Consider the following 25447-nt stretch of genomic DNA (forward strand, 5'->3'; position numbering starts at 1 on the left):
TGGCCGCGATGCAGCTGACTCGTACGCACCGGATATTGATCGGTGTGGTGGTCGCCGGAGCCGTCGTCATCGCGGGGATCGGATTCGCCGGTTCGTACTCCGCCGTGCGCGCCCTGGCCCTGAAGAAGGGCTTCGGCTCCTTCTCGCTGGTCTTCCCGATCGGCATCGACATGGGCATCTGCGTCCTGCTGGCGCTGGACCTGCTCCTGACGTGGATCCGGATCCCGTTCCCGCTGCTGCGCCAGACGGCGTGGCTGCTGACGGCGGCGACGATCGCCTTCAACGGCGCGGCCGCCTGGCCCGACCCCCTCGGGGTCGGCATGCACGCGGTGATCCCGATCCTGTTCGTGGTGACCGTGGAGGCCGCCCGGCACGCGGTGGGCCGGATCGCGGACATCACCGCCGACCGGCACATGGAAGGCGTCCGCCTCACCCGCTGGCTCCTCTCGCCGATCCCCACCTTCAAGCTGTGGCGGCGGATGAAGCTGTGGGAGCTGCGCTCCTACGAGCAGGCCGTCGGCATGGAGCAGGACCGGCTGATCTACCAGGCCCGCCTCCAGGCCCGCTACGGCCGCGCCTGGCGCCGCAAGGCGCCCGTCGGGGCCCTGATGCCGCTGCGGCTGGCCCGCATAGGCGTCCCGCTCTCCCAGACGGCCCCCGAAGGCCTGGCGGCGGCGGGCATCGACCCGCTGCTCATCCCCCCGCCCCCGGCCGCGGACCCGACGGCTCCGGCGCTCCCGGCGGGCGCCGAAGGCGCGCAGCTGCCGGCCGCGGCGCCGGCCCTGGCCGCCTCCGCGCCGGCCCCCGCTCCGGCCGAGGCCTCCGCCGAGGCCTCCGCCGACGCCTCCGCCGACGCCTCCGGTGACGCCGCGCAGCAGCACCAGCTCGCCGGGCCCGGGCCGCAGTACGCGGAGGGCCCGGGCGGGGCGCAGGCTCCGCAGGGCCACCCCGACGCGCCCGCGTTCGTGGTGGATCCGACGGCCATGCCGGCCGCGCACAACAGCGCGTGGTTCGCGGCGCCCCGCGCGCCGCAGGCGGCGTACGAGGGCGGCTACAACCCGCAGTACGTCGAGGGTCTGGAGCCGACCCCGGTGATGCCCCCGACCGGCCCGGACGAGCAGCAGGAGCTGCCGATACCGGGTCCCCGCCAGGAGGAGGCCTTCCCGGAGGGCGAGCCGCCGAGCGACGACGACGTGAAGTTCGCGGAGGCGGCGTACGAGGTGTTCCGTTCCCATCTGGAGGAGAACGGCGAGGTCCTGACCGCGGAGCAGCTCGACATACTGCTGGCCGACCGGTACGGCGTGGTGCATCCGCGCAGTGCCTCGCTGATCCGCAAGATCTTCCCGCAGCTCAAGCAGCGCTACCAGACCGAGCTGGAGAACGAGCACATCGCGTAGCTCCGGACATGGACGTGGACACGGACGTGGACGTGGACGCGGACATGAGTGAGGGCCCGCACCCCCTGGGGGTGCGGGCCCTCATTCGCTTCCTCAGACGGCGAGCAGCTTGCGCACCCGCTCCGCCCCCACGGCGAGGAGCAGCGTGGGCAGGCGCGGTCCGGTCTCCCGGGTCACGAGCAGCCGGTAGAGCAGGGCGAAGAACGTGCGCTGCGCGACCTTGAGCTCCGGCGTGGGCTTGGCGTCCGGTTCCAGGCCGGCCATCACCTTCGGCACGCCGTAGACGAGCGTGGTGAGGCCGTCGAGGGACCAGTGCGAGTCGAGCCCGTCGACGAGGCGGCGCAGGGACTCGCGTCCCTCCTCGTCCAGGGAGGACAGGAGCTCTACGTCGGGCTCCTCGCGCACCAGCGTCCGCTGGTCGGCCGGGACCTGGGTGGTGATCCAGTTCTCGGCGCGGTCCAGGCGCGGGCGCACCTCGTCGAGCGAGGTCAGCGGCCGGTCCGGCTCCAGGTCGCTGAGGATGCGCAGGGTCTGCTCGTCGTGGCCGGCGGTGATGTCCACGACCGAGGCGAGCGTCCGGTAGGCCATCGGGCGCGGGGTGCGCGGCAGCTCGTGCGAGGCGACGCGTACGGCGCGTGCGTGGGCGGCGGCGTCGGCGGGGAGCACGGAGCCGTCGGCGACCTTGGCCTCCAGCTTGTCCCACTCGTCGTAGAGCCGCTGGATCTCCTGGTCGAAGGCGATCTTGAAGGACTGGTTGGGCTTGCGGCGGGCGTAGAGCCAGCGCAGCAGCTGCGGCTCCATGATCTTCAGCGCGTCGGCCGGGGTGGGGACCCCGCCCTTGCTGGAGGACATCTTGGCCATGCCGCTGATGCCGACGAAGGCGTACATCGGTCCGATCGGCTGCTCGCCGCCGAAGATGCCGACGATCTGCCCGCCGACCTGGAAGGAGGAGCCGGGCGAGGAGTGGTCGACGCCGGAGGGCTCGAAGATCACGCCCTCGTAGGCCCAGCGCATGGGCCAGTCGACCTTCCAGACCAGCTTGCCGCGGTTGAACTCGCTGAGCTTGACCGTCTCGGTGTACTGGTCCTCGGTGCAGACGTAGGTCAGCTCGGTGGTCTCGTCGTCGTAGGACGTCACCTTGGTGAAGTCCTTGCCGCACTCGGCGCAGTACGGCTTGTACGGGAAGTACTCCGTGCCCTCCGCGCTGCCGTCGTCCTCGGCGGCCGCGCCGGAGCCCTCGGCGGCTTCGAGCTCGGCCTCGTCGACCTGCTTCTGCTGGGGCTTCTTGCCGCCCGGCTTCTGCTTGGTGCGGTACTGGTCGAGGATCGCGTCGATGTCGCCGCGGTGCTTCATCGCGAACAGCACCTGCTCGCGGTAGGTGCCGGCGGTGTACTGCTCGGTCTGGCTGATCGGGTCGTACTCGACGCCCAGCTCGGCCAGCGCCTCGACCATGGCGGCCTTGAAGTGCTCGGCCCAGTTCGGGTACGCGGAACCCTCGGGCGCGGGCACGGCGGTCAGCGGGCGGCCGATGTGCTGGGCGTGGGATTCCTCGGTGACGCCGGGGATGCCCTTGGGGACCTTGCGGTACCGGTCGTAGTCGTCCCAGGAGATGAGGTGACGGACCTCGTGGCCCCGGCGGCGGATCTCGTCCGCGACCAGGTGCGGGGTCATGACCTCGCGGAGGTTGCCCAGGTGGATCGGGCCGGAGGGGGAGAGGCCGGACGCGACGACAATCGTTTTGCCCGGGGCTCGGCGCTCCGCCTCGGCGATGACCTCGTCCGCGAAACGGGAGACCCAGTCGGTCTCGGTGCTGCTCGGGGCGCTCTGAGCCACGACACGTCCTTCGTTCTCGAATGCTGGCTTCTCGCCATTCTCCCAGACGGAACAGAGCGCTCTGATGTTTGTCGGCGGGTTATCGGTGCCGCCCGGTCGCCCGTATATCCCGGGATGTGGACAGCCCTCGCGTGGGATACTCGGTCCTTGTCTGAAACCCCAATCGACACCCCCAGTGCACGCTCAGGCACGACCTCACAGGAACGGCAGCTCATGGCCTCGGTCCCTTCCCTCGCTTCCTCCGTCAACCAGCGCGTCGCCGACGCACTCGCCTCCGCCCTGCCGGATGCCGGTGCGAGCGACCCGCTGCTGCGACGAAGCGACCGGGCCGACTTCCAGGCCAACGGCATCCTGGCGCTCGCGAAGAAGGCCAAGGCCAACCCGCGCGAGCTGGCGACGACCGTGGTCGAGGGCATCGACACTGCGGGTCTGATCCAGGAGATCGAGGTCTCGGGCCCCGGCTTCCTCAACATCACGATCACCGACAGGGCGATCGTGGAGACCCTGGCGGCCCGTGCCGCGGACGACCGGCTCGGTGTGCCGCTCGCCGCGCAGCCGGGTACGACGGTGATCGACTACGCGCAGCCGAACGTGGCCAAGGAGATGCACGTAGGCCATCTGCGTTCCGCGGTGATCGGCGCGGCGATGGTGGAGATCCTCGAATTCACCGGTGAGAAGGTGGTCCGCCGCCACCACATCGGCGACTGGGGCACCCAGTTCGGCATGCTCATCCAGTACCTGATGGAGCACCCGCACGAGCTGGACCACAAGGGCGCCGGGGACGGCGACGACGCAGCGGAGGTCTCCGGCGAGGAGGCCATGTCCAACCTGAACCGCCTCTACAAGGCCTCGCGCGCGCTCTTCGACTCCGACGAGGAGTTCAAGACGCGGGCCCGGGCCCGGGTGGTGGACCTCCAGGCGGGCGAGCCGGAGACCCTTGCCCTGTGGCAGCGGTTCGTGGACGAGTCGAAGATCTACTTCTACTCCGTCTTCAACAAGCTGGACATGGACATCCAGGACCCGGACGTCATCGGCGAGTCCGGCTACAACGACATGCTGGTGGAGACCTGCAAGCTGCTGGAGGACTCGGGCGTGGCCGTCCGTTCCAACGGCGCGCTCTGCGTGTTCTTCGACGACGTCAAGGGTCCGGACGGCAACCCGACCCCGCTGATCGTCCAGAAGTCCGACGGCGGCTTCGGCTACGCCGCGACCGACCTCTCGGCGATCCGCGACCGGGTCGGCGGGCTGGGTGCGACCACCCTCATCTACGTGGTGGACGCGCGGCAGTCCCTGCACTTCAAGATGGTCTTCGAGACGGCCCGCCGGGCGGGCTGGCTGAACGAGGACACCAAGGCCGTGCAGCTGGCCTTCGGCACCGTGCTGGGCAAGGACGGCAAGCCGTTCAAGACCCGTGAGGGCGAGACGGTACGGCTGGTGGACCTGCTGGACGAGGCCGTCGAGCGGGCGACCGCCGTGGTCCGCGAGAAGGCGGAGAAGATCGGCCTGAGCGAGGCGGAGATCGTCGAGAACGGCCAGTACGTGGGCATCGGCGCCGTGAAGTACGCGGACCTGTCCACCTCGGCCGCGCGCGACTACAAGTTCGACCTGGACCAGATGGTCTCGCTGACCGGTGACACGTCCGTGTACCTGCAGTACGCCTACGCCCGGATCAAGTCGATCCTGCGCAAGGCGGGCGAGGCGGGCGACCGCAAGCCGGTCGCGCACCCGGAGCTGGAGCTGGCGCCGGCCGAGCGCGCGCTGGGCCTGCACCTGGACCACTTCGGCGAGCTCATCGCCGAGGCGGCCGCGGAGTACGCCCCGCACAAGGTGGCGGCGTACCTCTACCAGCTGTCCTCGCTGTTCGCGACGTTCTACGAGCAGTGCCCGGTCGTGAAGCCCGAGCCCGAGCTCGTCGTCGGCGAGAACCGTCTGTTCCTCTGCGACCTGACGGCCCGCACCCTCAGCAAGGGCATGTCCCTCCTCGGCATCCGCACCCCCGAGAAGCTCTGACCCGCGCCGAAGGGGCCCCGGGGAACGCGCTGAGCGTGTTCCCCGGGGCCCCTTCGGCGTGTCCCCGCTAGCTGATCGCGCGGATCGCGTTCCAGCCGCCGGCGCCGACCGTGGTGCGGTTCCCGTCCACCGGGTCGCCCGCGCCGTTGGCCTCGCCGGCGTAGAACATCAGCGTGCCGGTGCCCTCGTTCGTGGTCGCCCACAGGTCCGCGACCCCGTTGCCGTCGGCGTCGCCCGCGCCGGCCAGCAGCGGCCGGTTGCCGGTCCCGTAGCCGTGGCCGTACTCGGTGCGCTCGCCGAAGGTGCCGTCGCCGTGGCCCCGGTAGAGCCACAGCTTCTCGTCGTTCGCGTCGCGCGCGAACAGGTCGGCCTTGCCGTCGTGGTCGGCGTCACCGGCCGCGCTCAGGCTCATCGGGGACCAGCCGCGCAGGCCGATCTGCACGCCGGACTTCACCCCGGGGTTGGCGGCCGGGTCGCCCGCGTACAGCCACAGGGCGTCGCCGATGGTGGCGATCACGTCCGGGTAGCCGTCGCCGGTGGCGTCGCCGACACCGACCACCTTGGAGTCGGTGGGGAAGCCGGTGCCGATGCGGACCGGGGAGGCCAGGGAGCCGTCGCCGCGGTTCGGGTAGACGCGCAGTTCGCTGCCGACGCGGGCCACGATGTCCTCGGTGCCGTTGCCGGTCCAGTCACCGCGGTGGGAGACCGAGGCGCCGCTCCAGCCGCCGCTGCCGATGACGGCCGGGCTGCCGGTGACGGAGCCGTTGCCCTGGCCCGCGTAGAGGCGGAGCTTGCCCGCGTCGTCGACGGCGACCAGGTCGGACGTGCCGTCGCCGTCCATGTCTCCGGTCCGGGGGGCGCCGCGCAGCACGGCGGAGACGGGGGCGTGGTCGGAGAAGCCGCTGGGAGCACCGCTGTCCGGCTCGTTCGGGGTGGTGTCCATGCGCGCCGAGTCGATGGCGCAGGAGGCGAAGCGGCTCGCGCCGGCCGCCTTCGTGGTGAAGAGGTGGTCGAGCTCGTTCCAGGAGTGCCCGGCCGTGCCGATCGTGTCCCAGCCGTGGTACGTGTACCCGTCGATGCAGTTGTCGTAGGCGCTGGTCAGCGGTGCCATCTCGGCGGCGCCCGCGTTGCGGTTGAAGTCGCCGCCCAGGACGGAGCCGCCGGGGGCGTGCGCGTCCACGAACGCCTTGACGTTCTTGATCTGCTGGGCGGCGCGGCTCGCCTGCCCCGGGATGATGTGGGTGGTGCAGGGCGTGGTGCTCCAGCCCTCCACCGCCACGCACAGCACCGGGAGGGTCTGCTGGTCGTCCGGGGAGTCGGGCAGCGTGTTCTGGGACCAGGAGCCGGTGACGGTCCCCTTCACGGCCAGCAGGATGCCGAGTTCGCCGGTCAGCGCCGGGGGGCGGCAATCCGTGCGGCCGTCCTTGGGGCGCGCGCCCTTGGCGTGCCGGATGGACCACTCGGCGCCGAGGCTCTGCTGGAGCAGCGCCATGTGGCTGCCCGGGGCGCCGACGGGAGAGCCACCGCAGACCTCTTGCAGCATGACCACGTTGGCCCGCCGCTCGTCCACGACCTTCTTGACCTCGTCCATCTTCGCGGCGGGCTCGTTCCGGTACGGGCAGAAGCCCGCATCCCCGCGGTCGCCGCCCGCCTCTCCGCAGATGTTCCAGGACACGACCCGGATCTCGTTCTGCGCCGGTGCCGCGGCCGGTGCCGCGGCCGCAGCCCATGCCGGTGCCACGGCCGCAGCCAATGCCGGTGCCACGGCCGGTGCCGCCTGGGCGGCGGGCCCCGCGACCAGCGCGGTGCCCAGCGTCGTGCCCAGTGCCGCGACGGTCGCCGCCACGGACACGAGCATCCGTACGGATCTCTTCAATTCCCCACCCCACATGTCTTTCCCGCGTCCGGCGGATCTCCCACCGGGCGCCCCATGATCACGGATCGTCGGCCCCCGGCCCGCGGGCGGGGGCCGGGAGTTCCGGACCCGCCCACCCCTCCATCTCCCCCACCCACGCGCACCCGTTTTCACCCGAACAGCACGCTTGAGCCGGTATGACCCGGGTAGGGGACGGGCCGTCCATCCCCTACCCACCCCGACGGAGGGCCCCGTGCCCGACATGAACGGCCCCTACAAGTCCGGCACCCCCTGCTGGATCGACCTGATGGTTCCCGACCAGCAGGCGGCCATCGACTTCTACGCCGACCTCTTCGGCTGGCAGGGCGAGATCGGCCCGCCCGAGACCGGCGGGTACTCCGTCTGCACCCTCAAGGGCAAGCCGGTCGCCGGGATCATGAAGGCGATGAACCCGGACGGTACGGTCCCCGACCCGATGCCCCCGACGGTGTGGACCACGTATCTGGCCACGGACTCCCTCGACGCCACCCTGAAGTCCGTCACCGACGCCGGCGGCACGGTCATGATGGGCGCGATGGACGTCATGGACCTCGGGCGGATGGCCGTCGTCGTCGACCCGACCGGCGCCGTCGTCGGCCTGTGGCAGGCGGGCACCTTCGACGGGGCGGGCATCGTCAACGAGCACGGCGCGCTCATCTGGAACGAGCTGAGCACCGGCGACGTCCCCGCCGCGATCGCGTTCTACACCGCCGTCCTGCCCGTCACCACCGCCGAGTCCGCGATGCCGGGCGCCGACGGGTACACGGAGTTCCAGGTCGGCGGCCGCGCGGTCGGCGGGATGATGAACATGGACAAGCTTCCGCCGGGGGTTCCGCCGCACTGGATGCCGTACTTCCACGTCGATGACGTCGATGAGGTCCAGGCGGCCGCCGTCCGCGCCGGGGGCACGGTCCTCGCTCCCGCCTTCGACATGGTGGCGGGCCGGATGGCCGTCCTCGCCGACCCGCAGGGCGGCGGCTTCTCGATCATCACGGCGACCGCCCCGGAGCAGCCCGCCTGACCGGGCCACCGCTGACGTCCTGATGTGACGGGGCCCACAGGGAACGTTTCCCCTGTGAGCCCCCTCCTCGGTGTGCCGGAACGTTGCCGGAGCGTTCCACCACCGAGGGGGCAGACGATGAAGGACTCGACGCGCAGGCGCACCGGGCGGGCGCTCGCCGCGCTGCTCGCCGCCGACGGGCTGGTCCACCTGTACTGGGCCACCGGCCTGACCTGGCCGGCCCCCGACGAGCGGACCCTGTCGCTGGCCGTGCTCGGCTCCGAGGTGTCCTTCGGCCCGCCCGTCGTCCTGCCGCTCGCCGCGCTCACCCTCACCGGCGCCGCCGCCGTGCTCGCGCACGCGCACGGCCGGGGCGGGCTCCCCGCCCGCCTGGTGACGGCCGCCGTCGCCGCCGGGCTGGCCGTACGGGGCCTCGCGGGCCTGGGCTGGGCCGCCGGTCTCCTCGACAGCCCGGCGGACGGCCCCTTCCGCGCCCTCAACCTCGCCCTGTACACCCCCGCCTGCCTCGGCTTCGGCTGGGCCGCGGCGCGTCTGGCACGGGCCCGGTGAGACCGGTGAGCCCAGTGCCCGGCCGCCTGCGGGGCGGGCCGCGGGGTGGCCCCCTCACCCCCGCCGCCCGCGACCGCGGAGTCGCCCTCGCGCGCGCGGCCCGGGGCGGAGACACCCTCGCGCTGCACGACCTCCTCGACCACCTGACCCCGTACATCGCCCGGATCTGCCACCCGATCGCCCTCGCGGACGGCCCGGACGCCGCGCAGGAGGCCCTGCTCGCGGTCTTCCGCTCCCTGCGGACCCTGCGTGACCCGGAGACGCTGTACGGCTGGGTCCGGTCCATCGCGGTCCGCGAGGCCGTGCGCACCGCCCGGCGCGCGGGCCGCGACCGCCCGGCGGAACTGGCCGACGTACCCGGCCGGGACGATCCGCAGCTGGCCGCCGACATCGAGGACGTCCTGGCCCGCCTCTCGCCCGCCCACCGGGCCGTCCTCGTACTCCGTGACGTCGAAGGCCTCGACGAGGAGTCCGCCGCCGCCCTGCTCGGCGTCCCGCCGGGCACCGCCAAGTCCCGGCTGCACCGGGCCCGTACGAGCTTCCGGAAGGCGTGGTCCGCATGACGACCCACCCGAACGCACTGCACCCGGCCGATCCGGTCAACCCCGTCGACCCGGTCGCCCGCCTGCGCATCATGGCGGCCGGCGTCCCGGGAGCCCGGGTCGTCGAAGCGACCCTCCCGGCCCCCCTGGAGGCGGTCTGGCCGGTGATGTCGGACCTGGAGGGCGAGTTCGGCCGCTTCCAGCCGGACATGCGCAGCGTGCGCGTGCTCCGGGTCGCGGGCGACCGCGTGGAGGCACTGGCCCGGAGCAAGTACGGCCTGCGGGCCCACTTCCACGGCGTCCTGCGCCCGGGCTGGTGCTGGCTCCAGAGCCGCTTCCTGATCATCGGCATGGCCGCCGCCCCGACCCCCGACGGCACCACCCGCGTGGCCCTGACGGGCGGCGTACGCGTCCCGGGCCGTGCGGCGATCGTCCCGGTCGGCGCGGAGCGCGAACTCCGACGGGCGATGGCCCGGCTGGCGGAACGGGTCGCCCATGAGCCCCACTTCGCGTTCACAAATCCCATTCGGCCCCCTTCGTAACCAAAGGAGAACTGATCCTGGGGCGCGGCAATTCTTGGCGAACCTGTGATCTCTTTGCGGACCGGAACTTCCCCATTCCGCCCCTAGCCTGAGCACGTTCAAAAGGGGAGGGAACCCAACCATGCAGTTCAAGCGCATAGCCGCCGTGGCCGCCGCAGCAGTCGTCGGCCCGACGGCCCTCATCAGCACACCCGCGATGGCGGACGAGCAGCAGCAACCGGCCGTGTCCGTGCCGGATTCCGTACCGCAGACCGACCCGGCCCCGGCGGCACCTCCGGTGACGCCCCCGGCTGCCCAGCCCGGCACTCAGCCCGGCACTCAGCCCGCCACCCCGGAGGCCAAGCCGGCCGCGCCGCAGCCCGCGCCCGTCACCCCGGCCCCGGAGGCCGCCAAGCCGAGCCCGCCCGCCGCGGCCAAGGAAACCCCGCCGGACTCGATCCTCATGGGCCCCGACATCACGATCTCGGGCCTCCCGAAGGACGGCTTCAAGCCGGGCGGCGGCTGGACCCCGCTGACCGTGACCCTCGACAACACGGGCCACATCGAGGTCGCGAACCTCACCCCCCGCATCAGCGTCGACCGGGCCGAAGGCAAGCTCAAGGCCGAGCACTTCACGCTCCAGTACCGCGCCGAGGACGGCTCCTGGAAGGCTGCCGAGTGGCTCAACGCCGACGAGCCCTCCAGCATGAACAACTTCTCGATCGGCGCACCCCGCACCCTGCCCCGGGGCGGGAGCTCCACCGTTCAGGTGCGCATCAGCTTCACCGCCGACGCCCCCGTCATCGTCTTCGACATGACGTCCGACGGCCTGAGCATCCGGCCCGACGGCGGACGGGCCTGGGCCCCCACCAACTGGTACAAGGCGAAGATCGCCGGCGCCACGAGCATCCCCGAGGAACACGTGGGCCCGGCGCTGCGCGTCGACGGAATCCCCGAGAACCTGCACGTGGGCGGCTGGCAGGACCTCTCCGTCCACGTCGACAACTCCGGGAAGAAGGCGATCGACCGCTTCGACCTCTACTTCGGTGTCGCCCGCCCCGACTGGAGCAGGACCAAGCCCTCGGACTTCCAGGTCCAGTACTACGGCAAGGACGGCTGGAAGACCGGCGAACTGCAACTCGATGACGGCGCCTTCGTCATCAAGCAGCTCGGCGGGATACCGGTCGGCGCAGGTCAGAGCCTCGACGTCAAGATCCGCGTCCGCTTCGCCGCCGACGTCCGGCTCGGGGACATGATCTTCTACGTCATCGGCGACGGCCGGAGCGGCCCGGACGGATCGGACTGGGTGGGCAGCCGTACGGGCAACCTCCTGACCCGACTCGTCGCCCCCGCCCCGGTGACGAAGCCTCCCGTGACGCCGCCTCCGGTGACCCCGCCCCCGGCGAACACCCCGGGCCCCAACGGTGGTTCGACCCCGATCACCCCCGGAACGGGCACCCCGCCCGGCGGTGAACTCGCCACCACCGGCTCCTCCCCGGCCACGACCTGGGCACTCGGCGGAGCCGGCGTGGCCCTGGCCATGGGCGCGGCCCTCGTCGCCGGCACCGGCCGGCACCGGCGCCGCGACACCGCCGTCTGAGTCAGCGGCAGCGGAACTCGCACCAGACGACCTTGCCCGGCGCCCGGGGCAGCACGCCCCAGGCGTCGGCGAGGGCGTCCACGAGCACGAGCCCCCGCCCGGCCGTCCGCTCCCGAATCCGCGACAGCCCGGGCCCGCTGTCGTGCACCTCGACGCGGACGGTCCCGTCGTACGTGAGCAGTCGCAGCAGGTATCCCCGCCCGCGCGGGACCCCGTACCGCAGCGCGTTGGTCGCCAGCTCGCTCACGCAGAGCAATGTGTCGTCCCGCCGGGAGTCCCTGCCCCACACCTCCAAGGTGTCACGTGTGAAGTGGCGTGCGGCGCTGATGGTTTGGGGTGAGCGCAGGTAGAGGCGCTCCTGAACCAGGGCGGGTTGAGTATGCAGATTCACGTGCCGATCGTCGCGTTACGTGACTAGCGTGGAGCAGTACGGCAACCCGTACTCAGTGATGAGTACGGGTTGGCACGGGGTAGTGCAGCCGCGAGGGTGGGGAGTTCATCGTCATGCCACCGAGGAAACGCGCACGGCCGAACGCGACGACCATGAAGATGGTCGGCAAGCAGGTGGCCGCGGCCCGCATCGCCAAGAACCTGACGCAGACACAGCTCGGCGAGCTGGTCCACCTGGACGCGGAGACCATCGCCTCCATCGAGCAGGGGCGGCGGGCGCTGATGCCGAACGTCGCGGAGCTGATGGACCAGCATCTGGGGTTGCCGGGGACTCTGACAGTGGCGGCCCAAGAGATGCCCGCCGTGGACGCGACGCCGCCCTGGGCCGAGGAGTACATGGACCTGGAGTACAGCGCGATCGCCCTCTCCTGGTTCGACAACCAGGTCGTACCGGGCCTGCTCCAGACCGAGAACTACGCCCGGGCCGTCTTCACATGCCGTGTCCCGGCGCACCCTGAGGCGGAGATCGCCTCGCTGACCACCTCGCGCATCGCGCGCCAGCAGATCCTGCACCGTGACAGTCCGCCGACGCTCAGCTTCGTCGTCTGGGAAGCCGTCCTACGGGACCAACTGGGCGGAGATGAGGTGTACGCGGAGCAGCTGCGACACCTGCGCGCCTGCGCCGATCTGCCGGACGTGAGCCTCCAGGTGATGCCACTGGGCCGGACCTCTCACGCGGGCCTCAACGGGCCGTTCACCCTTCTGGAAACAGCAGACCACCAGCACCTCGGCTACACCGAAAGCCAGCGCGGCAGCCACCTGATCTCCGACCCCAATGAGGTCAGCATCCTCGCGCGCAAGTATGCAATGCTGCGGACCCAGGCCCTCAACGCCGAGCACACGCGGGGCCTGTTGGACCGCCTGCTAGGAGAGACATGAGCGCCACCACCGCACTGAAGTGGTTCAAGTCCAGCTACAGCGGCGACGAAGGCGGCGCCTGCCTGGAGGTGGCCGTCGCCTGGCGCAAGTCCACGTACAGCGGCGACGAAGGCGGCCAATGCGTAGAGGTCGCCACCTGCCCGGACTCCGTCCACGTCCGGGACTCCAAGGTCCAGAACGGCCCCGTGCTGGACCTGACTCCGGCCGCCTGGGCCGCCCTCACGGAGTGGACCGCTCGCTGATCAGCGCGGCCAGGCCGTCCAGGATGCGGTCCAGGCCGAAGCGGAACTGGAAATCCGGCTCGTCCGCACCCGAGAACGCGTCGGACTCCAGCAGGCGCGTCACTGCCGGGTGCGTGTCCGGGCCGGTCATCAGCCGCAGGGTGCGTACGTACTGACCCAGTACCTGGTCCGGTGAGACGCCGGACTTCACGATGGCGGCGATCATGTCCGCGACCATCGTCGCCTCGTTGCGGACCAGGCCGCCGATGAGGATGATCGCCGAGACCTTCTCGCCCTCCCTCAGGGCGGTCCCGGCCATCGCCGCGAGCCCGCGTTCCATCCAGGCGAGCTGGTTCGGGCTGACCGGTGCCCCGGTGAGCGGGATGCGCACGATCCAGGAGTTGGCCATCAGGACGGCCCGCTGCGCGTACGCCCACTCCGACAGCAGCTCCCGCCAGCCCGACGCCCCGGAGGAAACCGGCGGGGTGCCGACGCCGGCATCGGCCATCAGGATGTAGAGCTCTTCCTTCGCCGTGACGTACCGGTAGAGGGACATCGTCGAGACGCCCAGCTCCTTGGCCACCCGGCCCATGGAGACGGCGTCCATCCCCTCCGCGGCGGCCAGCGCCACCGCCGCGTCCACGATCCGCTGGAGGGTGAGGGTGGGGCGCGGGCCCTTGCCGGGGCGTTCGCGCAGACCCCAGGCCATGGCAAGGCTCGCCGGGAGCCCTGTCCCGTCGTCTTCCGCTTCGTTCGCCATAGCGCTCCCTCGTTGACGCACATCCTAGTTCTGTGTATTACTTACGCAATGGCGCGTAACCCATACGCAGAACGCAGATCGGAGTCCGATGTGGACGACCTCGGCATCCACGCCACCGCCCTGACCAAGTCCTACGGCGATCTCCGCGTGCTCGACGGCATCGACCTCGCCGTCCCGCGCGGCAGCGTCCTCGCCCTCCTCGGCCCCAACGGCGCCGGGAAGACCACCACCGTCCGGATCCTCGCCACCCTCACCGAGCCCGACTCCGGCACCGCGCGGGTCGCGGGCCACGACACCGCGTCCGAGCGGGCCCTGGTACGCCGCTCCATCAGCTTCACCGGGCAGTCCGCCGCCGTGGACGAACTCCAGACCGGCGCCGAGTGCCTGCGCATGCTGGGCCGGCTCCGCGGGCTGCGACCGCGCGCCGCCCGGGCCCGCGCCGACGAGCTCCTCGCCCGCTTCGGGCTCACCGAAGCCGCCGGACGCACGGCGAAGACCTACTCGGGCGGCATGCGCCGCCGCCTCGACCTCGCCGCGAGCCTGGTCGCCCGGCCCGAGGTGATCTTCCTGGACGAGCCGACCGCCGGGCTCGACCCGCGCAGCCGCCAGGACCTGTGGGAACTCGTACGGGAACTGCGCGCCGACGGCACGAGCGTGCTGCTCACCACCCAGTACCTGGAGGAGGCCGACCGGCTCGCGGACCGCGTGGCCGTCCTGGCCGGCGGACGGATCGCCGCCGAAGGCACCCCGGCGGAGCTCAAGTCCCGCGTGGCGGGCCACCGCCTGGACCTGACCCTCGCCAGCCGGGACGCCTACGACGCCCTGGCCCCGCGAGCGGCCCGCCTCGCGGCGGGCGAGGGCGCCCCCGCCGCGGAGGACCTCACCCTCGCCCCGGAGGAGCTCGGCCTCAGCCTGCCCACCGACGGCAGCGCCGCCCACGTCCGGTCCCTGCTCGACGCGCTCGACCCCGACCGCACGGCCGTGGACCGCTTCTCGGTCCGCGGCGCCACCCTCGACGACGTGTTCCTCACCCTGACGGGAGCCGCTCCGTGACCACTTCCACGACCACTTCCCTGACCGCGCCCCTGACCGCGCCCATGGCCACTTCCGCGGCGGCCCGCCCCGGCGTCATCGCGGCGGCCCACGCCCTCGCCGGGCGCAGCCTGCGCATCAGCAGCCGCCAACCGGACGTCCTGATCACGGCGTTGATGCTGCCGGTCATGCTGATGCTGATCTTCGTCTACTTCTTCGGTGGAGCCATCGACACCGGGACGACCTACGTGACCTACGTGGTCCCGGGAGCGATGCTGCTCTGCGCGGGCTTCGGCGCGGCGAGCACCGCCGTCAGCGTCGCCACCGACATGAAGGAAGGCGTGATCGACCGCTTCCGGTCCCTGGACATCGGCGGCGTCCCGATCCTGGCCGGGCACGTCGCGGCCTCGGTCCTGCGCAACCTCGTGTCCACCGGCCTGGTCCTGGCCGTCGCCCTCGCCATCGGCTTCCGGCCCCAGGCCTCGCCGCGCGGCTACCTGGCCGCGGCCGCGCTCCTGGTCGCGTACATCACCGCGATCTCCTGGCTGGCCGCGACGCTCGGGCTGCTCGCGAGCAGCCCGGAGGCGGCGGGTGGCTTCACCTTCCTGATGATGTTCCTGCCGTACCCGTCCAGCGCGTTCGTCCCCATCGACACCATGCCCGGCTGGCTCCACGGCTTCGCCGACCACCAGCCGCTGACCCCGGTGATCGAGTCCCTCCGGGCCCTGCTCCTGGCCCAGCCGGCGGGCGACGCCCCCTGGGTGGCCCTGGCCTGGTGCGCGGCCATCGGCGTGGTGTCCGTGGCCCTGGCGGCCGTCTTCTTCGAACGGCGGACGCGGTAGGCGACGACGAGGCCGCGGGCGGCGCGGGCGGGCGCGGTGCACCGACACGGCGCACCGCGCCCTCATCTCGACGCACGCGTCAGTGCAGCGGGTACGAGTGCCGGCCCGTCGCCGCGTCGATCTCCGTGTGGGCCTTCTGCAGCATCTGGGACGCGATGTCCATCAGCGCGCGAGCGCCCGCGATCTCTTCCCCGACCCGCAGCTGCTCCGGATCGGAGGGGTGACGCATGGCGTAGCCGTGCGCCCGTATCTCGGAGCCGTCCCCGAGTCTGACCAGGGCCGCCGCACTGGTTCGGTGGCCCTCCTCGGTGAATTCGAGCTCCACATGCCACCCGACGAGCGTGGTCATGGCGCATCACCTCCGGGTTCGGTGCACCCTGCCTCCAGGGTGCACCTGCGCGGGAGGCGATGCGAGTCGGTGCGCTCCGGCCTCCGGCTGCGCCCTACCGCTCAGCGCGCAGCCACTGCGCGACCTCGGTGGCCCAGTACGTCAGGATCGTGTCCGCGCCCGCCCGCTTGATGCCGAGCAGGGTCTCCAGGATCGCCCGGTCGCGCTCGATCCAGCCCTTCTCCGCCGCCGCCTCGATCATCGCGAACTCGCCGCTGATCTGGTACGCCGCCACCGGGACGTCCACCGCCTGCGCGACCCGGTAGAGGATGTCGAGGTAGGGCCCGGCCGGCTTGACCATCACCATGTCGGCGCCCTCCTCCAGGTCGAGGGCGAGCTCGCGCAGCGACTCCCGGGCGTTCGCCGGGTCCTGCTGGTAGCTCTTGCGGTCGCCCTGGAGCGAGGACGCGACGGCCTCGCGGAAGGGACCGTAGAAGGCGGAGGAGTACTTGGCCGTGTACGCGAGGATCGAGACGTCCTCGTGGCCCGTCTCGTCCAGCGCGTCGCGGATGACGCCGACCTGGCCGTCCATCATCCCGCTCGGACCCACCACGTGGACGCCCGCGTCGGCCTGCACCTGCGCCATCTCGGCGTAGCGCTCCAGCGTCGCGTCGTTGTCCACGCGGCCGTGCTCGTCCAGGACCCCGCAGTGGCCGTGGTCGGTGTACTCGTCCAGGCACAGGTCGGACATGATCACCAGATCGTCGCCCACCTCCGCCTTCACGTCGCGGATCGCGACCTGGAGGATCCCGTCCGGCTCGGTGCCCGCCGTACCCCGCGCGTCCTTGTTCTCGTCGGCCGGTACGCCGAAGAGCATGATCCCCGAGACTCCGGCCTCGACGGCCTCCACGGCGGCCTTCCGCAGCGTGTCCCGGGTGTGCTGGACCACGCCCGGCATCGCCGAGATGGCGAGCGGCTCGCTGATGCCCTCACGGACGAACGCCGGGAGGATCAGGTCCGAGGGGTGCAGCCGGTACTCCGCGACCATCCGCCGCATCGCCGGGGTGGTGCGCAGCCGGCGGGGCCGCGAGCCGGGGAAGGATCCGTACGTGCTCATCTTCTAGTCGCCTCTTCGAGCTTCGACAGCAGTCGGGACAAGCCTAGAGCCCGGCCCGCCCCGGCCCCGCCCCGCCGTCCGGGCCCGTCGGCCCGGCGGGGCGGTTGCGCTCCTCCCAGTCCCAGAGGCCGTTGTTGCCCCGGTGGTCGGACGGGTGGAAGGGTCCGAGTTCCTCCGCCTTCGCGTACGCCCAAGGGGTGTCCGGGTGATCCCGCAGGGCCAGTCCGTACGCGCCGAGCATCCTGGTCAGCGTGTCGTCCGCGTCCAGGAGGGACAGGAGCAGGTCCGTGGCATCGGCCGTGCGGTCGCCGGACTCCCCCAGCCGCTCCGCCGCCGCTAGCCGCATCGGGCTCCGCGGGTCACGGACCAGGTCACGGATCACGCCGTGCATGGCGTCCACGTCCTGCTGCGCCCACAGCAGGCTCAGGGCGGCCTCGTACCGCACCTCGTCGTCGGGGTCGCCCGCCAGGAGCCGCAGGGCCTCGTGCTCCGCGGCCTGGGCCGGCCCCTCGGACCGGCCCAGGCAGTCCACCGCCCGCAAGCGCACCCCGGAATCCGGGTGGACGGCGTACCTCAGGCCGAGGGACTCCAGCCTCGGGTGTCCCACGTCGTGCTCGGTGAGGGCCCACAGGACCACCGCGAGGACCGCGGGGTCCGGCTCCACGTCTGCCCAGGCGGCGAGGAGCTCCCGGTCCTCCTCGTCGTACGGGTACGCGTCGGCCCGCAGGCCCCACTGCCGGCTCAGCAGCCAGTCGGCGGCGAAGCGGCGATGGACGGGGGACGGGTGGTACCGCAGAGCCGTAACCACCTCCCGGCTGCCCTCGGCGAGGCGATCCTCGAGCCGGAACCCGGCCGCGGACCAGTCCACGTGCGAGGAGTCGGTGTGCCGGACGGCGCGGTCCACCAGCTCCTCCAGAGGGACCGGAACACCGAACACCGACTCCAGGGTGGTCAGGACGGCGCCGTGTCCCGCGCGCACCGTCAGCCCGCCGAGCGTGATCTGCTCGACCTCGCGCCACTCCTCCTCCACCGACGAGGTCTCCGCCGGACCGACCGCCCCCGTCAGCCGCCGCAACTCCGCCTCCGCGCCCGCCCCGTACCACCGCCGGGCCGCGTCCAGCAGCCGTACCCGCTCCGCCTCCGGCAGCCGCGCCCCCGGCTCCGGCAGGTCCCGGGACCACAGCAGCGCCCTCACCACCGCCGGGGAGCCGCTCTCGACGGCCCGCAGCAGCGGGGTCGTACCGTCCGGCAGCACCCGGTCCGGATCCGCGCCGGCCTCCACGAGCTCCTCGGCCGCCTCATGTTCGTACGCCGCCACCGCCGCGCACAGCGGCGCCACCGCGTCATCGGCGTCATCGGGTTCCGTGATCACGGCCCGAACATGCCACAGGGCCCGGGTGCGCATCGCACCCGGGCCCTGCCCACTAACACCGCTAAGGCGGACATCAGGTCGTACGGCGCCTGCGCGCCCCCGGCCGCCGCTCGCTCGGCCGGTACACGCTCTCCCCGGCCTCCTTCGCGGCCTCGCGGCGCGCGGCCCCGTACTCCGCCAGGGCCTCCGCCAGCTTGCCCACGCTCGGCTCCGGCGACAGCACGTCGACCCGGAGCCCGTGCTCCTCGGCCGTCTTGGCCGTGGCCGGGCCGATGCAGGCGATGACGGTGACGTTGTGCGGCTTGCCGGCGATGCCGACGAGGTTGCGCACGGTGGAGGACGACGTGAAGAGCACGGCGTCGAAGCCGCCGCCCTTGATCGCCTCGCGGGTGTCCTGCGGCGGCGGCGAGGCGCGCACGGTCCGGTAGGCGGTGACGTCGTCGACCTCCCACCCGAGCTCGATCAGCCCGGCGACCAGGGTCTCGGTGGCGATGTCGGCGCGCGGCAGGAAGACGCGGTCGATCGGGTCGAAGACCGGGTCGTACGGCGGCCAGTCCTCCAGCAGACCGGCGGCGGACTGCTCGCCGCTGGGCACGAGGTCGGGCTTGACGCCGAACTCCACCAGCGCGGCGGCGGTCTGCTCGCCGACGGCGGCGACCTTGATGCCGGCGAAGGCACGGGCGTCGAGCCCGTACTCCTCGAACTTCTCGCGCACGGCCTTGACCGCGTTCACCGAGGTGAAGGCGATCCACTCGTAGCGGCCCGTCACCAGGCCCTTGACCGCCCGCTCCATCTGCTGCGGGGTGCGCGGCGGCTCCACGGCGATGGTCGGCACCTCGTGGGGCACCGCGCCGTACGAACGGAGCTGGTCGGAGAGCGAGGCGGCCTGCTCCTTGGTGCGCGGGACGAGCACGCGCCAGCCGAACAGCGGCTTCGACTCGAACCAGGACAGTTCCTCGCGGCGCGCGACGGCACCGTGCTCCCCGACCACGGCTATGACCGAGCGCGCACCCTCGGGCGAGGGGAGGATCTTGCCCTGCTTGAACACCTGGGCGATGGTGCCCAGGGTCGCGCTCCACGTCCGCTGGCGGGTCGTCGTACCGGCCACGGTCACGGTGAGGGGGGTGTCGGGCTTGCGCCCGGCGCCGATCAGCTCGGCCGCCGCCGCCGAAACGGTCTCCAGCGTCGCGGAGACGACGAGGATGCCGTCGCTGGCGCCCACCTCGCTCCAGCAGCGCGGGGAGGCGTTCCGCGCGTTCACGAACCGCACGTCCGCACCCTGCTTGCCGGCCAGCGGGACACCGGCGTACGCGGGCACGCCGACGGCGGTCGCGACGCCGGGGACGACCTCGAAGGGGATGCCGCCGGTGGCGCAGGCGAGCATCTCCTCGGCCGCGTTCCCGTCGAGTCCGGGGTCACCGGTGACGGCACGGACGACCCGCCTGCCGGAGCGTGCGGCCTCCATGACAAGATTGGCGGCATCTCGGATGACCGGGACCCCGGCGGCTGCTGACTTCTCGTCAGCAACCGTCAGCTGTGGCGTGTCCACCCCCGCGCGCGCATGCGTACGTACGACTTCGAGCACCTCGGGCTCCGCGATCAGTACGTCCGCGGCGGCCAGGGCCTCCACGGCGCGAAGCGTCAGCAGTCCCGGGTCGCCCGGGCCGGCACCGAGGAAGGTGACGTGCCCCTGGACGGCGACGGACGCAAACGCGGAGGTGGTTGGGCTTGTGGGGTTCAAAGCGACCGCTCCCCCATCAGACCGGCCGCGCCCTTGGCCAGCATCTCGTCCGCGAGTTCGCGGCCGAGCGCCATGGCCTCGTCGTACGACTGGGGCACGGGACCGGTGGTGGACAGCTGCACCAGCGTGGAACCGTCGAGGGTTCCCACGACTCCCCGCAGGCGCATCTCATTGACAATCTGCCCGTCGGCCAGCAGGTCGGCGAGCGCGCCCACGGGGGCGCTGCAGCCGGCCTCCAGGGCGCCGAGCAGGGCGCGTTCGGCGGTCACGGCGGCCCGGGTGTACGGGTCGTCGAGCTCGGCGAGCGCGGAGATCAGGTCCGTGTCGGACGCCAGACACTCCACGGCCAGGGCACCCTGGCCGGGCGCGGGCAGCATGTTGTCCACGGAGATCAGGTCGGTGGCCTCGTCGCCGCGGCCGATCCGGTTGAGCCCGGCGGCGGCCAGCACGACGGCGTCGAGCTCACCGTCCCGCACGTACCCGATCCGGGTGTCGACGTTCCCGCGGATGGCGACGGTCTCGATGACCTTCCCCAGCGACTTCGCATAAGCGTGCAGCTGCGACCTGCGCCGCGGCGAGCCGGTGCCGATGCGCGCACCGTCGGGCAGCTGCTCGAAGGTCAGGCCGTCGCGGGCGACGAGCGCGTCGCGCGGGTCCTCGCGCTGCGGCATGGCCGCGATGACGAGGTCGTCGGGCTGCGTGGTGGGCAGGTCCTTCAGCGAGTGCACGGCGAAGTCGACTTCACCGCGTACGAGGGCCTCGCGCAGGGCGGTGACGAAGACGCCGGTGCCGCCGATCTGGGAGAGGCTCTCGCGGGACACGTCACCGTAGGTCGTGATCTCCACGAGCTCGACGGGCCGGCCGGTGATCGCCCGTACCGCCTCGGCGACATGCCCGGACTGGGACATGGCCAGCTTGCTGCGCCGCGTGCCGAGCCTCAGCGGCTGGTCGAGACGTGGATTCATGATGCCCGTCCTGAGTCGTGGTTCTTGTCAGCCTCGTCGGCCCGGCTGACGGAGGCCACCGTCTGCGGGTCGAGATCGAAGAGTTCGCGCAGCGCCTCGGCGTACCCGGCGCCGCCGGGCTCGCTCGCGAGCTGCTTGACGCGCACGGTCGGCGCGTGGAGGAGCTTGTCGACGACGCGGCGCACGGTCTGAGTCACTTCAGCCCGCTGCCGCTCGTCGAGATCGGGTACCCGTCCGTCGAGGCGCGCCACTTCCATGGCGACGACCTCCGCGGCCATGGCGCGCAGGGCGACCACGGTGGGCGTGATGTGCGCGGCCCGCTGGGCGGCACCGAAGGCGGCCACTTCCGCGGCCACTATGGCGCGTACGGCGTCGACGTCGGCGGCCATGGGCGCATCGGCGGACGCCTCGGCGAGCGACTCGATGTCGACGAGCCTGACTCCCGGAATCCGGTGCACGGCGCCGTCGATGTCGCGCGGCATGGCCAAATCCAGCAGCGCGAGCCGTACGGGCTGCGCGTCCACCTGGTTCCGTACGCCCTTGCGCGGCTGCTGCCGCTGCGCGGCGGCCTCGCCCTGGTCGGCCCAGGTCCCGTGCAGCTCCAGCGACCCGGCGTCCACCCCGGCGAGCGCGGCCCGCCCATCAGCGGTCCGCCCCGGATCGGAGGCAAGCGCCTCAAGCCCGACGGGACACCCGTCCCGCTCCTCGACGACGACCTTGCTCCGCACGGCCCCGGCATCGGCGATCCGCCGCCCCTCACCCGCGAGCACGGCGAGCCGCGCAACGAGCGCAGCGTCGGCCTCAGCCAAGTCCAGCCCCGCCGGTGTTTGAGGCGCGGGGGTCCGGGGGCTGGCCCCCGGCAACGGCGCCGCACCCGGCAACGGGTCCGGGGCGAAGCCCCGGGGAACGGAGGAAGGGCGGGTAGGGGACAGCCCCGCAGGGCGCTCCTCCATGGCCACGGCCACGTCATCCCCGGTCAGCACCAGCCCAGTGGCCCCCGTACAGGACACCACCACGTCGACCCGAGAAAGCTCACCCGCGACAGCGGACATCGGCACGGCGGAAGCCGTAACCCCGGTGCCCGAGGCAACCAGAATCTCGGCCAACCGCTCCGCCCGCTCGGCGGTCCGGTTCGCCACCACGACCTCGGCCACACCCACCCGCGCCAACGTCGCCGCGGCCAGCGAAGACATCGACCCGGCCCCGATGACGAGTGCCCGCTTCCCCGCGGCCCACTCCTCCACCGGCACCCGCACGGCGAGCTGCTCCAGCCCGAAGGTCACCAGCGACTGCCCGGCCCGGTCGATCCCGGTCTCGGAGTGCGCCCGCTTGCCGACGCGCAGCGCCTGCTGGAAAAGATCGTTGATCAGCCGCCCAGCGGTGTGGAGCTCCTGCCCCAGCGCCAGCGCGTCCTTGATCTGCCCGAGGATCTGCCCCTCGCCGACCACCATCGAGTCCAGCCCGCACGCCACCGAGAACAAATGGTGGACGGCCCGGTCCTCGTAGTGCACGTACAGATAAGGAGTGAGCTCCTCCAGCGCGACACCACTGTGCTGCGCCAGCAGCGTCGACAGCTCGGCGACGCCGGCGTGGAACTTGTCCACGTCCGCGTACAGCTCGATCCGGTTGCAGGTGGCGAGCACCGCCGCCTCCGCCGCCGGTTCCGCGGCGAGCGTGTCGTGCAGCAGCTTGGCCTTGGCATCGGCGGCCAGCGAAGCACGCTCCAGCACGCTCACGGGCGCGCTGCGATGACTCAGCCCAACGACGAGCAGACTCATGCCGGCATCACCGCCGGAACGTCCCCGTCGGGGCCGCCCTTGCGTGCGACGGCGGCTGCGCGGCCGGCGGGCGGCACGACGGCGGCGGCCGGAGCCGCCCCAGTGCCGGTGCCCGCGGCGGGGCCGCCGGCAGCGGCCTGGGCCGCGGCTTCCTCGCCGGCCTTGCGCTGCTCGTGGAAGGCCAGGATCTGGAGCTCGATCGACAGGTCGACCTTGCGCACGTCGACGCCCTCGGGCACGGACAGCACGGTCGGCGCGAAGTTCAGGATGGAGGTCACACCGGCGGCGATGAGCCGCTCGCTCACCTGCTGCGCGGCCCCCGCCGGAGTCGCGATGACCCCGATCGAGACGCCGTTCTCCTCGATGATCTTCTCCAGCTCATCGGTGTGCTGCACGGGCATGCCCGCCACCGGCTTGCCGGCCATGGCCGGATCGGCGTCGATGAGCGCGGCCACGCGGAAGCCGCGCGACGCGAAACCGCCGTAGTTGGCCAGCGCGGCGCCGAGGTTACCGATGCCGACGATGACGACCGGCCAGTCCTGGGTCAGCCCGAGCTCGCGGGAGATCTGGTAGACGAGGTACTCCACGTCGTAGCCGACGCCGCGGGTCCCGTAGGAGCCGAGGTAGGAGAAGTCCTTGCGGAGCTTCGCGGAGTTGACTCCGGCGGCCGCGGCCAGCTCCTCGGAGGACACCGTGGGCACCGATCGCTCGGAGAGCGCGGTGAGGGCGCGCAAGTACAGCGGAAGCCGGGCGACAGTGGCCTCGGGAATACCTCGGCTGCGGGTCGCCGGTCGGTGAGTTCGGCCAGTTGCCACGATGCTCCTGCGGGATGAGCGGGGCTGCAGGTGGCCACTTGTCCCAGGACCACCCCGTCGAATGCAGGCTATGTCTTTGTGAACGCGTGCACAAAGATTGTGTCCGCTTTGTCCGAGCAAAGTGACCGGGGTCACGCGCCTTGGGCGTATGGGCCGGGAACCAGCGACACGCCGAACCCGTTCAATTCCCGAAGGGGGCAAAACGGTACACACTCCTCACCAATACGCCCCCGAGACCCCATAAATCGCCCATGATGGTAACCGCCCGAAGGCTCAAGCCTGCAATGCCCGTCGGAGCCGGTCAGGGTTCACCCTCCAGAAGGTGTGCTGTTCACCGTCCACCAGCACGACCGGAATCTGCTCCCAGTGCAGGCGGTACAGCTCCTCGTCCTGCGAAATGTCCTTCTTCTCCCACTGTGCGCCCGTCTCGGCGCAGACCTTCTCGACCACTTCCTGGGCGTCGTCACAGAGATGACACCCCGGCTTCCCGATGAGCGTGACCAACCGCTCCTCCGGACGCTTCTTCGGGGCACGGCGCAGCAAAGGACTCATGCACCCATTCTCCCGCGCCCGCACGCCGACGACCCCGGGCCGTGCGCACCGAAGAGTTCACACCACCGATTCCCATCGGTTCGGGAACTCCCGAACACAGTGGCTATGCTCGCGTCATGGCCGCTCTGGGATGGCTCACCCCCCGTAGGCGCTCCGCCACCGCGCGGAGCGTGCTGGCAGGCGAGGCCTCGGCCGAGGCCGCCCGCAAGACCGCACTGGCCGACGAGCCGCTCGACGGCACGGACTTCCCCGGAACCGCCGAAGCGGAACGCGCGGCGGAAGCGGAGCCGGAGGCCCCGCAGGAGCCCGACGAGTCCGCCGGGTCCGCCCGGCCCGAGCCGGAGTTCCCCGTCGCCGGCGACGACCTGGCCGCCGCCTTCTTCGACCTCGACAACACCGTCATGCAGGGCGCCGCGATCTTCCATTTCGGCCGCGGCCTCTACAAGCGGGAGTTCTTCCGCCGCCGCGAGCTCGCCCGCTTCGCCTGGCAGCAGGCCTGGTTCCGGCTCGCCGGGGTCGAGGACCCCGAGCACATGCAGGACGCCCGCGACAGCGCGCTGTCCATCGTCAAGGGACACAAGGTCTCCGAACTGATGTCCATCGGCGAGGAGATCTACGACGAGTACATGGCGGTGCGGATCTGGCCGGGCACCCGCGCCCTGGCCCAGGCCCACCTCGACGCCGGCCAGAAGGTCTGGCTCGTCACGGCCGCCCCCGTGGAAACCGCCACGATCATCGCCCGCCGGCTCGGCCTGACCGGAGCCCTCGGCACCGTCGCCGAGTCCGTGGACGGCGTCTACACCGGCCGGCTGGTCGGCGAGCCCCTGCACGGCCCCGCCAAGGCGGAGGCGGTCCGCGCCCTGGCCGCCGCCGAGGGACTGGACCTCGCGCGCTGCGCGGCGTACAGCGATTCGCACAACGACATTCCGATGCTGTCCCTGGTCGGACATCCGTACGCGATCAATCCCGACACAAAACTGCGCAAGCATGCCCGCTCCAACGACTGGCGCCTGCGCGACTATCGGACCGGCCGCAAGGCCGTGAAGATCGGCGTCCCGGCCGCCGCGGGCGTCGGCGCGATCGCGGGCGGCACGGCCGCCGCCATCGCCCTGCACCGCCGCCGCAAGTAGCGACTACGGGGCCCTGCCCGGCCTCCCGCCCCACCACGCCCGGCGCCTTCCCCCGCCCGGGACATTCGCTCACCTCTACCCGCGCCTCCGGCGCGGCA

At 72.0% G+C, this 25447-nt stretch carries 24 protein-coding genes; 12 read left to right on the top strand and 12 right to left on the bottom strand.

The window, feature by feature from the left end:
* The first annotated feature begins 8 nt into the window (after positions 1–8).
* On the top strand, positions 9–1397 hold the full coding sequence (locus AC3IX6_RS15495) for a DUF2637 domain-containing protein (RefSeq protein WP_489370662.1): 1389 nt from the start codon (positions 9–11) through the stop codon (positions 1395–1397).
* A 93-nt stretch (positions 1398–1490) separates the two neighbouring features.
* Here the strand turns inward: AC3IX6_RS15495 and lysS are convergent, their stop codons facing one another.
* Complete coding sequence (gene lysS, locus AC3IX6_RS15500) at positions 1491–3230, bottom strand: lysine--tRNA ligase (protein ID WP_489370663.1); 1740 nt, start codon at positions 3228–3230, stop codon at positions 1491–1493.
* 213 nt (positions 3231–3443) lie between these two features.
* On the opposite strand from lysS, the gene argS reads away from it, so the two are divergent.
* Positions 3444–5240, top strand: coding sequence for an arginine--tRNA ligase (argS, locus tag AC3IX6_RS15505; RefSeq protein ID WP_489370664.1), 1797 nt, complete (start codon positions 3444–3446; stop codon positions 5238–5240).
* A 67-nt stretch (positions 5241–5307) separates the two neighbouring features.
* On the opposite strand, the gene AC3IX6_RS15510 is transcribed toward argS, so the two are convergent.
* Positions 5308–7116 (bottom strand): FG-GAP-like repeat-containing protein, encoded by a 1809-nt coding sequence (locus AC3IX6_RS15510; RefSeq protein ID WP_489370665.1) that lies wholly within the window; start codon positions 7114–7116, stop codon positions 5308–5310.
* Positions 7117–7357: 241 nt separating this feature from the next.
* Between AC3IX6_RS15510 and AC3IX6_RS15515 the strand changes: the two genes are divergently transcribed.
* The 5 genes from AC3IX6_RS15515 to AC3IX6_RS15535 all read left to right on the top strand — a co-directional run bounded on the left by AC3IX6_RS15515 (position 7358) and on the right by AC3IX6_RS15535 (position 11367).
* Positions 7358–8155 (top strand): VOC family protein, encoded by a 798-nt coding sequence (locus tag AC3IX6_RS15515; RefSeq protein WP_489371459.1) that lies wholly within the window; start codon positions 7358–7360, stop codon positions 8153–8155.
* Positions 8156–8272: 117 nt separating this feature from the next.
* Positions 8273–8704, top strand: a complete 432-nt coding sequence (locus AC3IX6_RS15520; protein ID WP_489370666.1) for a DUF3995 domain-containing protein — start codon at positions 8273–8275, stop codon at positions 8702–8704.
* Positions 8705–8709: 5 nt separating this feature from the next.
* Positions 8710–9267 (top strand): RNA polymerase sigma factor, encoded by a 558-nt coding sequence (locus tag AC3IX6_RS15525; RefSeq protein WP_489370667.1) that lies wholly within the window; start codon positions 8710–8712, stop codon positions 9265–9267.
* Positions 9264–9788 carry a hypothetical protein gene (locus AC3IX6_RS15530; protein ID WP_489370668.1) on the top strand — a complete coding sequence of 175 codons (525 nt, stop codon included), beginning with the start codon at positions 9264–9266 and terminating at the stop codon, positions 9786–9788. Before AC3IX6_RS15525 ends, AC3IX6_RS15530 begins: the two co-directional genes overlap by 4 nt.
* A 121-nt stretch (positions 9789–9909) precedes the next feature.
* Positions 9910–11367, top strand: a complete 1458-nt coding sequence (locus tag AC3IX6_RS15535; RefSeq protein ID WP_489370669.1) for a hypothetical protein — start codon at positions 9910–9912, stop codon at positions 11365–11367.
* Between the two features lies 1 nt (position 11368).
* On the opposite strand, the gene AC3IX6_RS15540 is transcribed toward AC3IX6_RS15535, so the two are convergent.
* Positions 11369–11758 (bottom strand): ATP-binding protein, encoded by a 390-nt coding sequence (locus AC3IX6_RS15540; RefSeq protein WP_489370670.1) that lies wholly within the window; start codon positions 11756–11758, stop codon positions 11369–11371.
* Positions 11759–11871: 113 nt separating this feature from the next.
* On the opposite strand from AC3IX6_RS15540, the gene AC3IX6_RS15545 reads away from it, so the two are divergent.
* Together AC3IX6_RS15545 and AC3IX6_RS15550 are read left to right on the top strand one after the other, a co-directional pair.
* Positions 11872–12696 carry a helix-turn-helix domain-containing protein gene (locus AC3IX6_RS15545; protein ID WP_489370671.1) on the top strand — a complete coding sequence of 275 codons (825 nt, stop codon included), beginning with the start codon at positions 11872–11874 and terminating at the stop codon, positions 12694–12696.
* Positions 12693–12938: a DUF397 domain-containing protein gene (locus tag AC3IX6_RS15550; RefSeq protein WP_489370672.1), complete on the top strand. Its 246-nt coding sequence runs from the start codon at positions 12693–12695 to the stop codon at positions 12936–12938. Before AC3IX6_RS15545 ends, AC3IX6_RS15550 begins: the two co-directional genes overlap by 4 nt.
* Here AC3IX6_RS15550 and AC3IX6_RS15555 read toward each other — a convergent pair.
* A complete protein-coding gene (locus AC3IX6_RS15555; protein ID WP_489370673.1) occupies positions 12916–13677 on the bottom strand; it encodes a TetR/AcrR family transcriptional regulator in 762 nt (253 codons plus the stop codon). The two genes, AC3IX6_RS15550 and AC3IX6_RS15555, sit on opposite strands and share 23 nt — an antisense overlap.
* Positions 13678–13725: 48 nt before the next feature.
* Between AC3IX6_RS15555 and AC3IX6_RS15560 the strand changes: the two genes are divergently transcribed.
* Together AC3IX6_RS15560 and AC3IX6_RS15565 are read left to right on the top strand one after the other, a co-directional pair.
* Positions 13726–14730 (top strand): ABC transporter ATP-binding protein, encoded by a 1005-nt coding sequence (locus tag AC3IX6_RS15560; protein WP_489370674.1) that lies wholly within the window; start codon positions 13726–13728, stop codon positions 14728–14730.
* Positions 14731–14774: 44 nt separating this feature from the next.
* Positions 14775–15551 (top strand): ABC transporter permease, encoded by a 777-nt coding sequence (locus AC3IX6_RS15565; protein WP_489371460.1) that lies wholly within the window; start codon positions 14775–14777, stop codon positions 15549–15551.
* 79 nt (positions 15552–15630) lie between these two features.
* On the opposite strand, the gene AC3IX6_RS15570 is transcribed toward AC3IX6_RS15565, so the two are convergent.
* The 8 genes from AC3IX6_RS15570 to AC3IX6_RS15605 all read right to left on the bottom strand — a co-directional run bounded on the left by AC3IX6_RS15570 (position 15631) and on the right by AC3IX6_RS15605 (position 24219).
* Positions 15631–15900: a DUF1876 domain-containing protein gene (locus AC3IX6_RS15570; protein WP_489370675.1), complete on the bottom strand. Its 270-nt coding sequence runs from the start codon at positions 15898–15900 to the stop codon at positions 15631–15633.
* Positions 15901–15994: 94 nt separating this feature from the next.
* Positions 15995–16996: a porphobilinogen synthase gene (gene hemB, locus AC3IX6_RS15575; protein ID WP_274548939.1), complete on the bottom strand. Its 1002-nt coding sequence runs from the start codon at positions 16994–16996 to the stop codon at positions 15995–15997.
* Positions 16997–17039: 43 nt separating this feature from the next.
* Positions 17040–18368 carry a HEAT repeat domain-containing protein gene (locus AC3IX6_RS15580; protein ID WP_489370676.1) on the bottom strand — a complete coding sequence of 443 codons (1329 nt, stop codon included), beginning with the start codon at positions 18366–18368 and terminating at the stop codon, positions 17040–17042.
* A 73-nt stretch (positions 18369–18441) separates the two neighbouring features.
* Complete coding sequence (locus tag AC3IX6_RS15585) at positions 18442–20109, bottom strand: bifunctional uroporphyrinogen-III C-methyltransferase/uroporphyrinogen-III synthase (RefSeq protein ID WP_489370677.1); 1668 nt, start codon at positions 20107–20109, stop codon at positions 18442–18444.
* Positions 20106–21074, bottom strand: a complete 969-nt coding sequence (hemC, locus tag AC3IX6_RS15590; RefSeq protein ID WP_489370678.1) for a hydroxymethylbilane synthase — start codon at positions 21072–21074, stop codon at positions 20106–20108. Before hemC ends, AC3IX6_RS15585 begins: the two co-directional genes overlap by 4 nt.
* Positions 21071–22852 carry a glutamyl-tRNA reductase gene (locus AC3IX6_RS15595; protein ID WP_489370679.1) on the bottom strand — a complete coding sequence of 594 codons (1782 nt, stop codon included), beginning with the start codon at positions 22850–22852 and terminating at the stop codon, positions 21071–21073. Before AC3IX6_RS15595 ends, hemC begins: the two co-directional genes overlap by 4 nt.
* A complete protein-coding gene (locus AC3IX6_RS15600; protein ID WP_385373795.1) occupies positions 22849–23667 on the bottom strand; it encodes a redox-sensing transcriptional repressor Rex in 819 nt (272 codons plus the stop codon). The genes AC3IX6_RS15595 and AC3IX6_RS15600 overlap by 4 nt, the downstream gene beginning before the upstream one ends.
* Positions 23668–23940: 273 nt before the next feature.
* Positions 23941–24219 (bottom strand): glutaredoxin family protein, encoded by a 279-nt coding sequence (locus AC3IX6_RS15605; protein WP_489370680.1) that lies wholly within the window; start codon positions 24217–24219, stop codon positions 23941–23943.
* A gap of 116 nt (positions 24220–24335) precedes the next feature.
* On the opposite strand from AC3IX6_RS15605, the gene AC3IX6_RS15610 reads away from it, so the two are divergent.
* On the top strand, positions 24336–25349 hold the full coding sequence (locus tag AC3IX6_RS15610) for an HAD family hydrolase (protein ID WP_489370682.1): 1014 nt from the start codon (positions 24336–24338) through the stop codon (positions 25347–25349).
* Positions 25350–25447 lie beyond the last annotated feature (98 nt).

This window comes from Streptomyces sp. GL_141 (assembly GCF_057834385.1).

Coding starts and splice junctions, on each gene's coding strand:
- AC3IX6_RS15565 (WP_489371460.1), top strand. CDS start 14,775: ATGGCCACTTCCGCGGCGGCCCGCCCCGGCGTCATCGCGGCGGCCCAC.
- AC3IX6_RS15560 (WP_489370674.1), top strand. CDS start 13,726: ATGGCGCGTAACCCATACGCAGAACGCAGATCGGAGTCCGATGTGGAC.
- argS (WP_489370664.1), top strand. CDS start 3,444: ATGGCCTCGGTCCCTTCCCTCGCTTCCTCCGTCAACCAGCGCGTCGCC.
- AC3IX6_RS15550 (WP_489370672.1), top strand. CDS start 12,693: ATGAGCGCCACCACCGCACTGAAGTGGTTCAAGTCCAGCTACAGCGGC.
- AC3IX6_RS15595 (WP_489370679.1), bottom strand. CDS start 22,852: ATGAGTCTGCTCGTCGTTGGGCTGAGTCATCGCAGCGCGCCCGTGAGC.
- AC3IX6_RS15555 (WP_489370673.1), bottom strand. CDS start 13,677: ATGGCGAACGAAGCGGAAGACGACGGGACAGGGCTCCCGGCGAGCCTT.
- AC3IX6_RS15570 (WP_489370675.1), bottom strand. CDS start 15,900: ATGACCACGCTCGTCGGGTGGCATGTGGAGCTCGAATTCACCGAGGAG.
- AC3IX6_RS15495 (WP_489370662.1), top strand. CDS start 9: ATGCAGCTGACTCGTACGCACCGGATATTGATCGGTGTGGTGGTCGCC.
- AC3IX6_RS15520 (WP_489370666.1), top strand. CDS start 8,273: ATGAAGGACTCGACGCGCAGGCGCACCGGGCGGGCGCTCGCCGCGCTG.
- hemB (WP_274548939.1), bottom strand. CDS start 16,996: ATGAGCACGTACGGATCCTTCCCCGGCTCGCGGCCCCGCCGGCTGCGC.
- AC3IX6_RS15605 (WP_489370680.1), bottom strand. CDS start 24,219: ATGAGTCCTTTGCTGCGCCGTGCCCCGAAGAAGCGTCCGGAGGAGCGG.
- AC3IX6_RS15610 (WP_489370682.1), top strand. CDS start 24,336: ATGGCCGCTCTGGGATGGCTCACCCCCCGTAGGCGCTCCGCCACCGCG.
- AC3IX6_RS15545 (WP_489370671.1), top strand. CDS start 11,872: ATGCCACCGAGGAAACGCGCACGGCCGAACGCGACGACCATGAAGATG.
- AC3IX6_RS15530 (WP_489370668.1), top strand. CDS start 9,264: ATGACGACCCACCCGAACGCACTGCACCCGGCCGATCCGGTCAACCCC.
- AC3IX6_RS15515 (WP_489371459.1), top strand. CDS start 7,358: ATGAACGGCCCCTACAAGTCCGGCACCCCCTGCTGGATCGACCTGATG.
- AC3IX6_RS15535 (WP_489370669.1), top strand. CDS start 9,910: ATGCAGTTCAAGCGCATAGCCGCCGTGGCCGCCGCAGCAGTCGTCGGC.
- hemC (WP_489370678.1), bottom strand. CDS start 21,074: ATGAATCCACGTCTCGACCAGCCGCTGAGGCTCGGCACGCGGCGCAGC.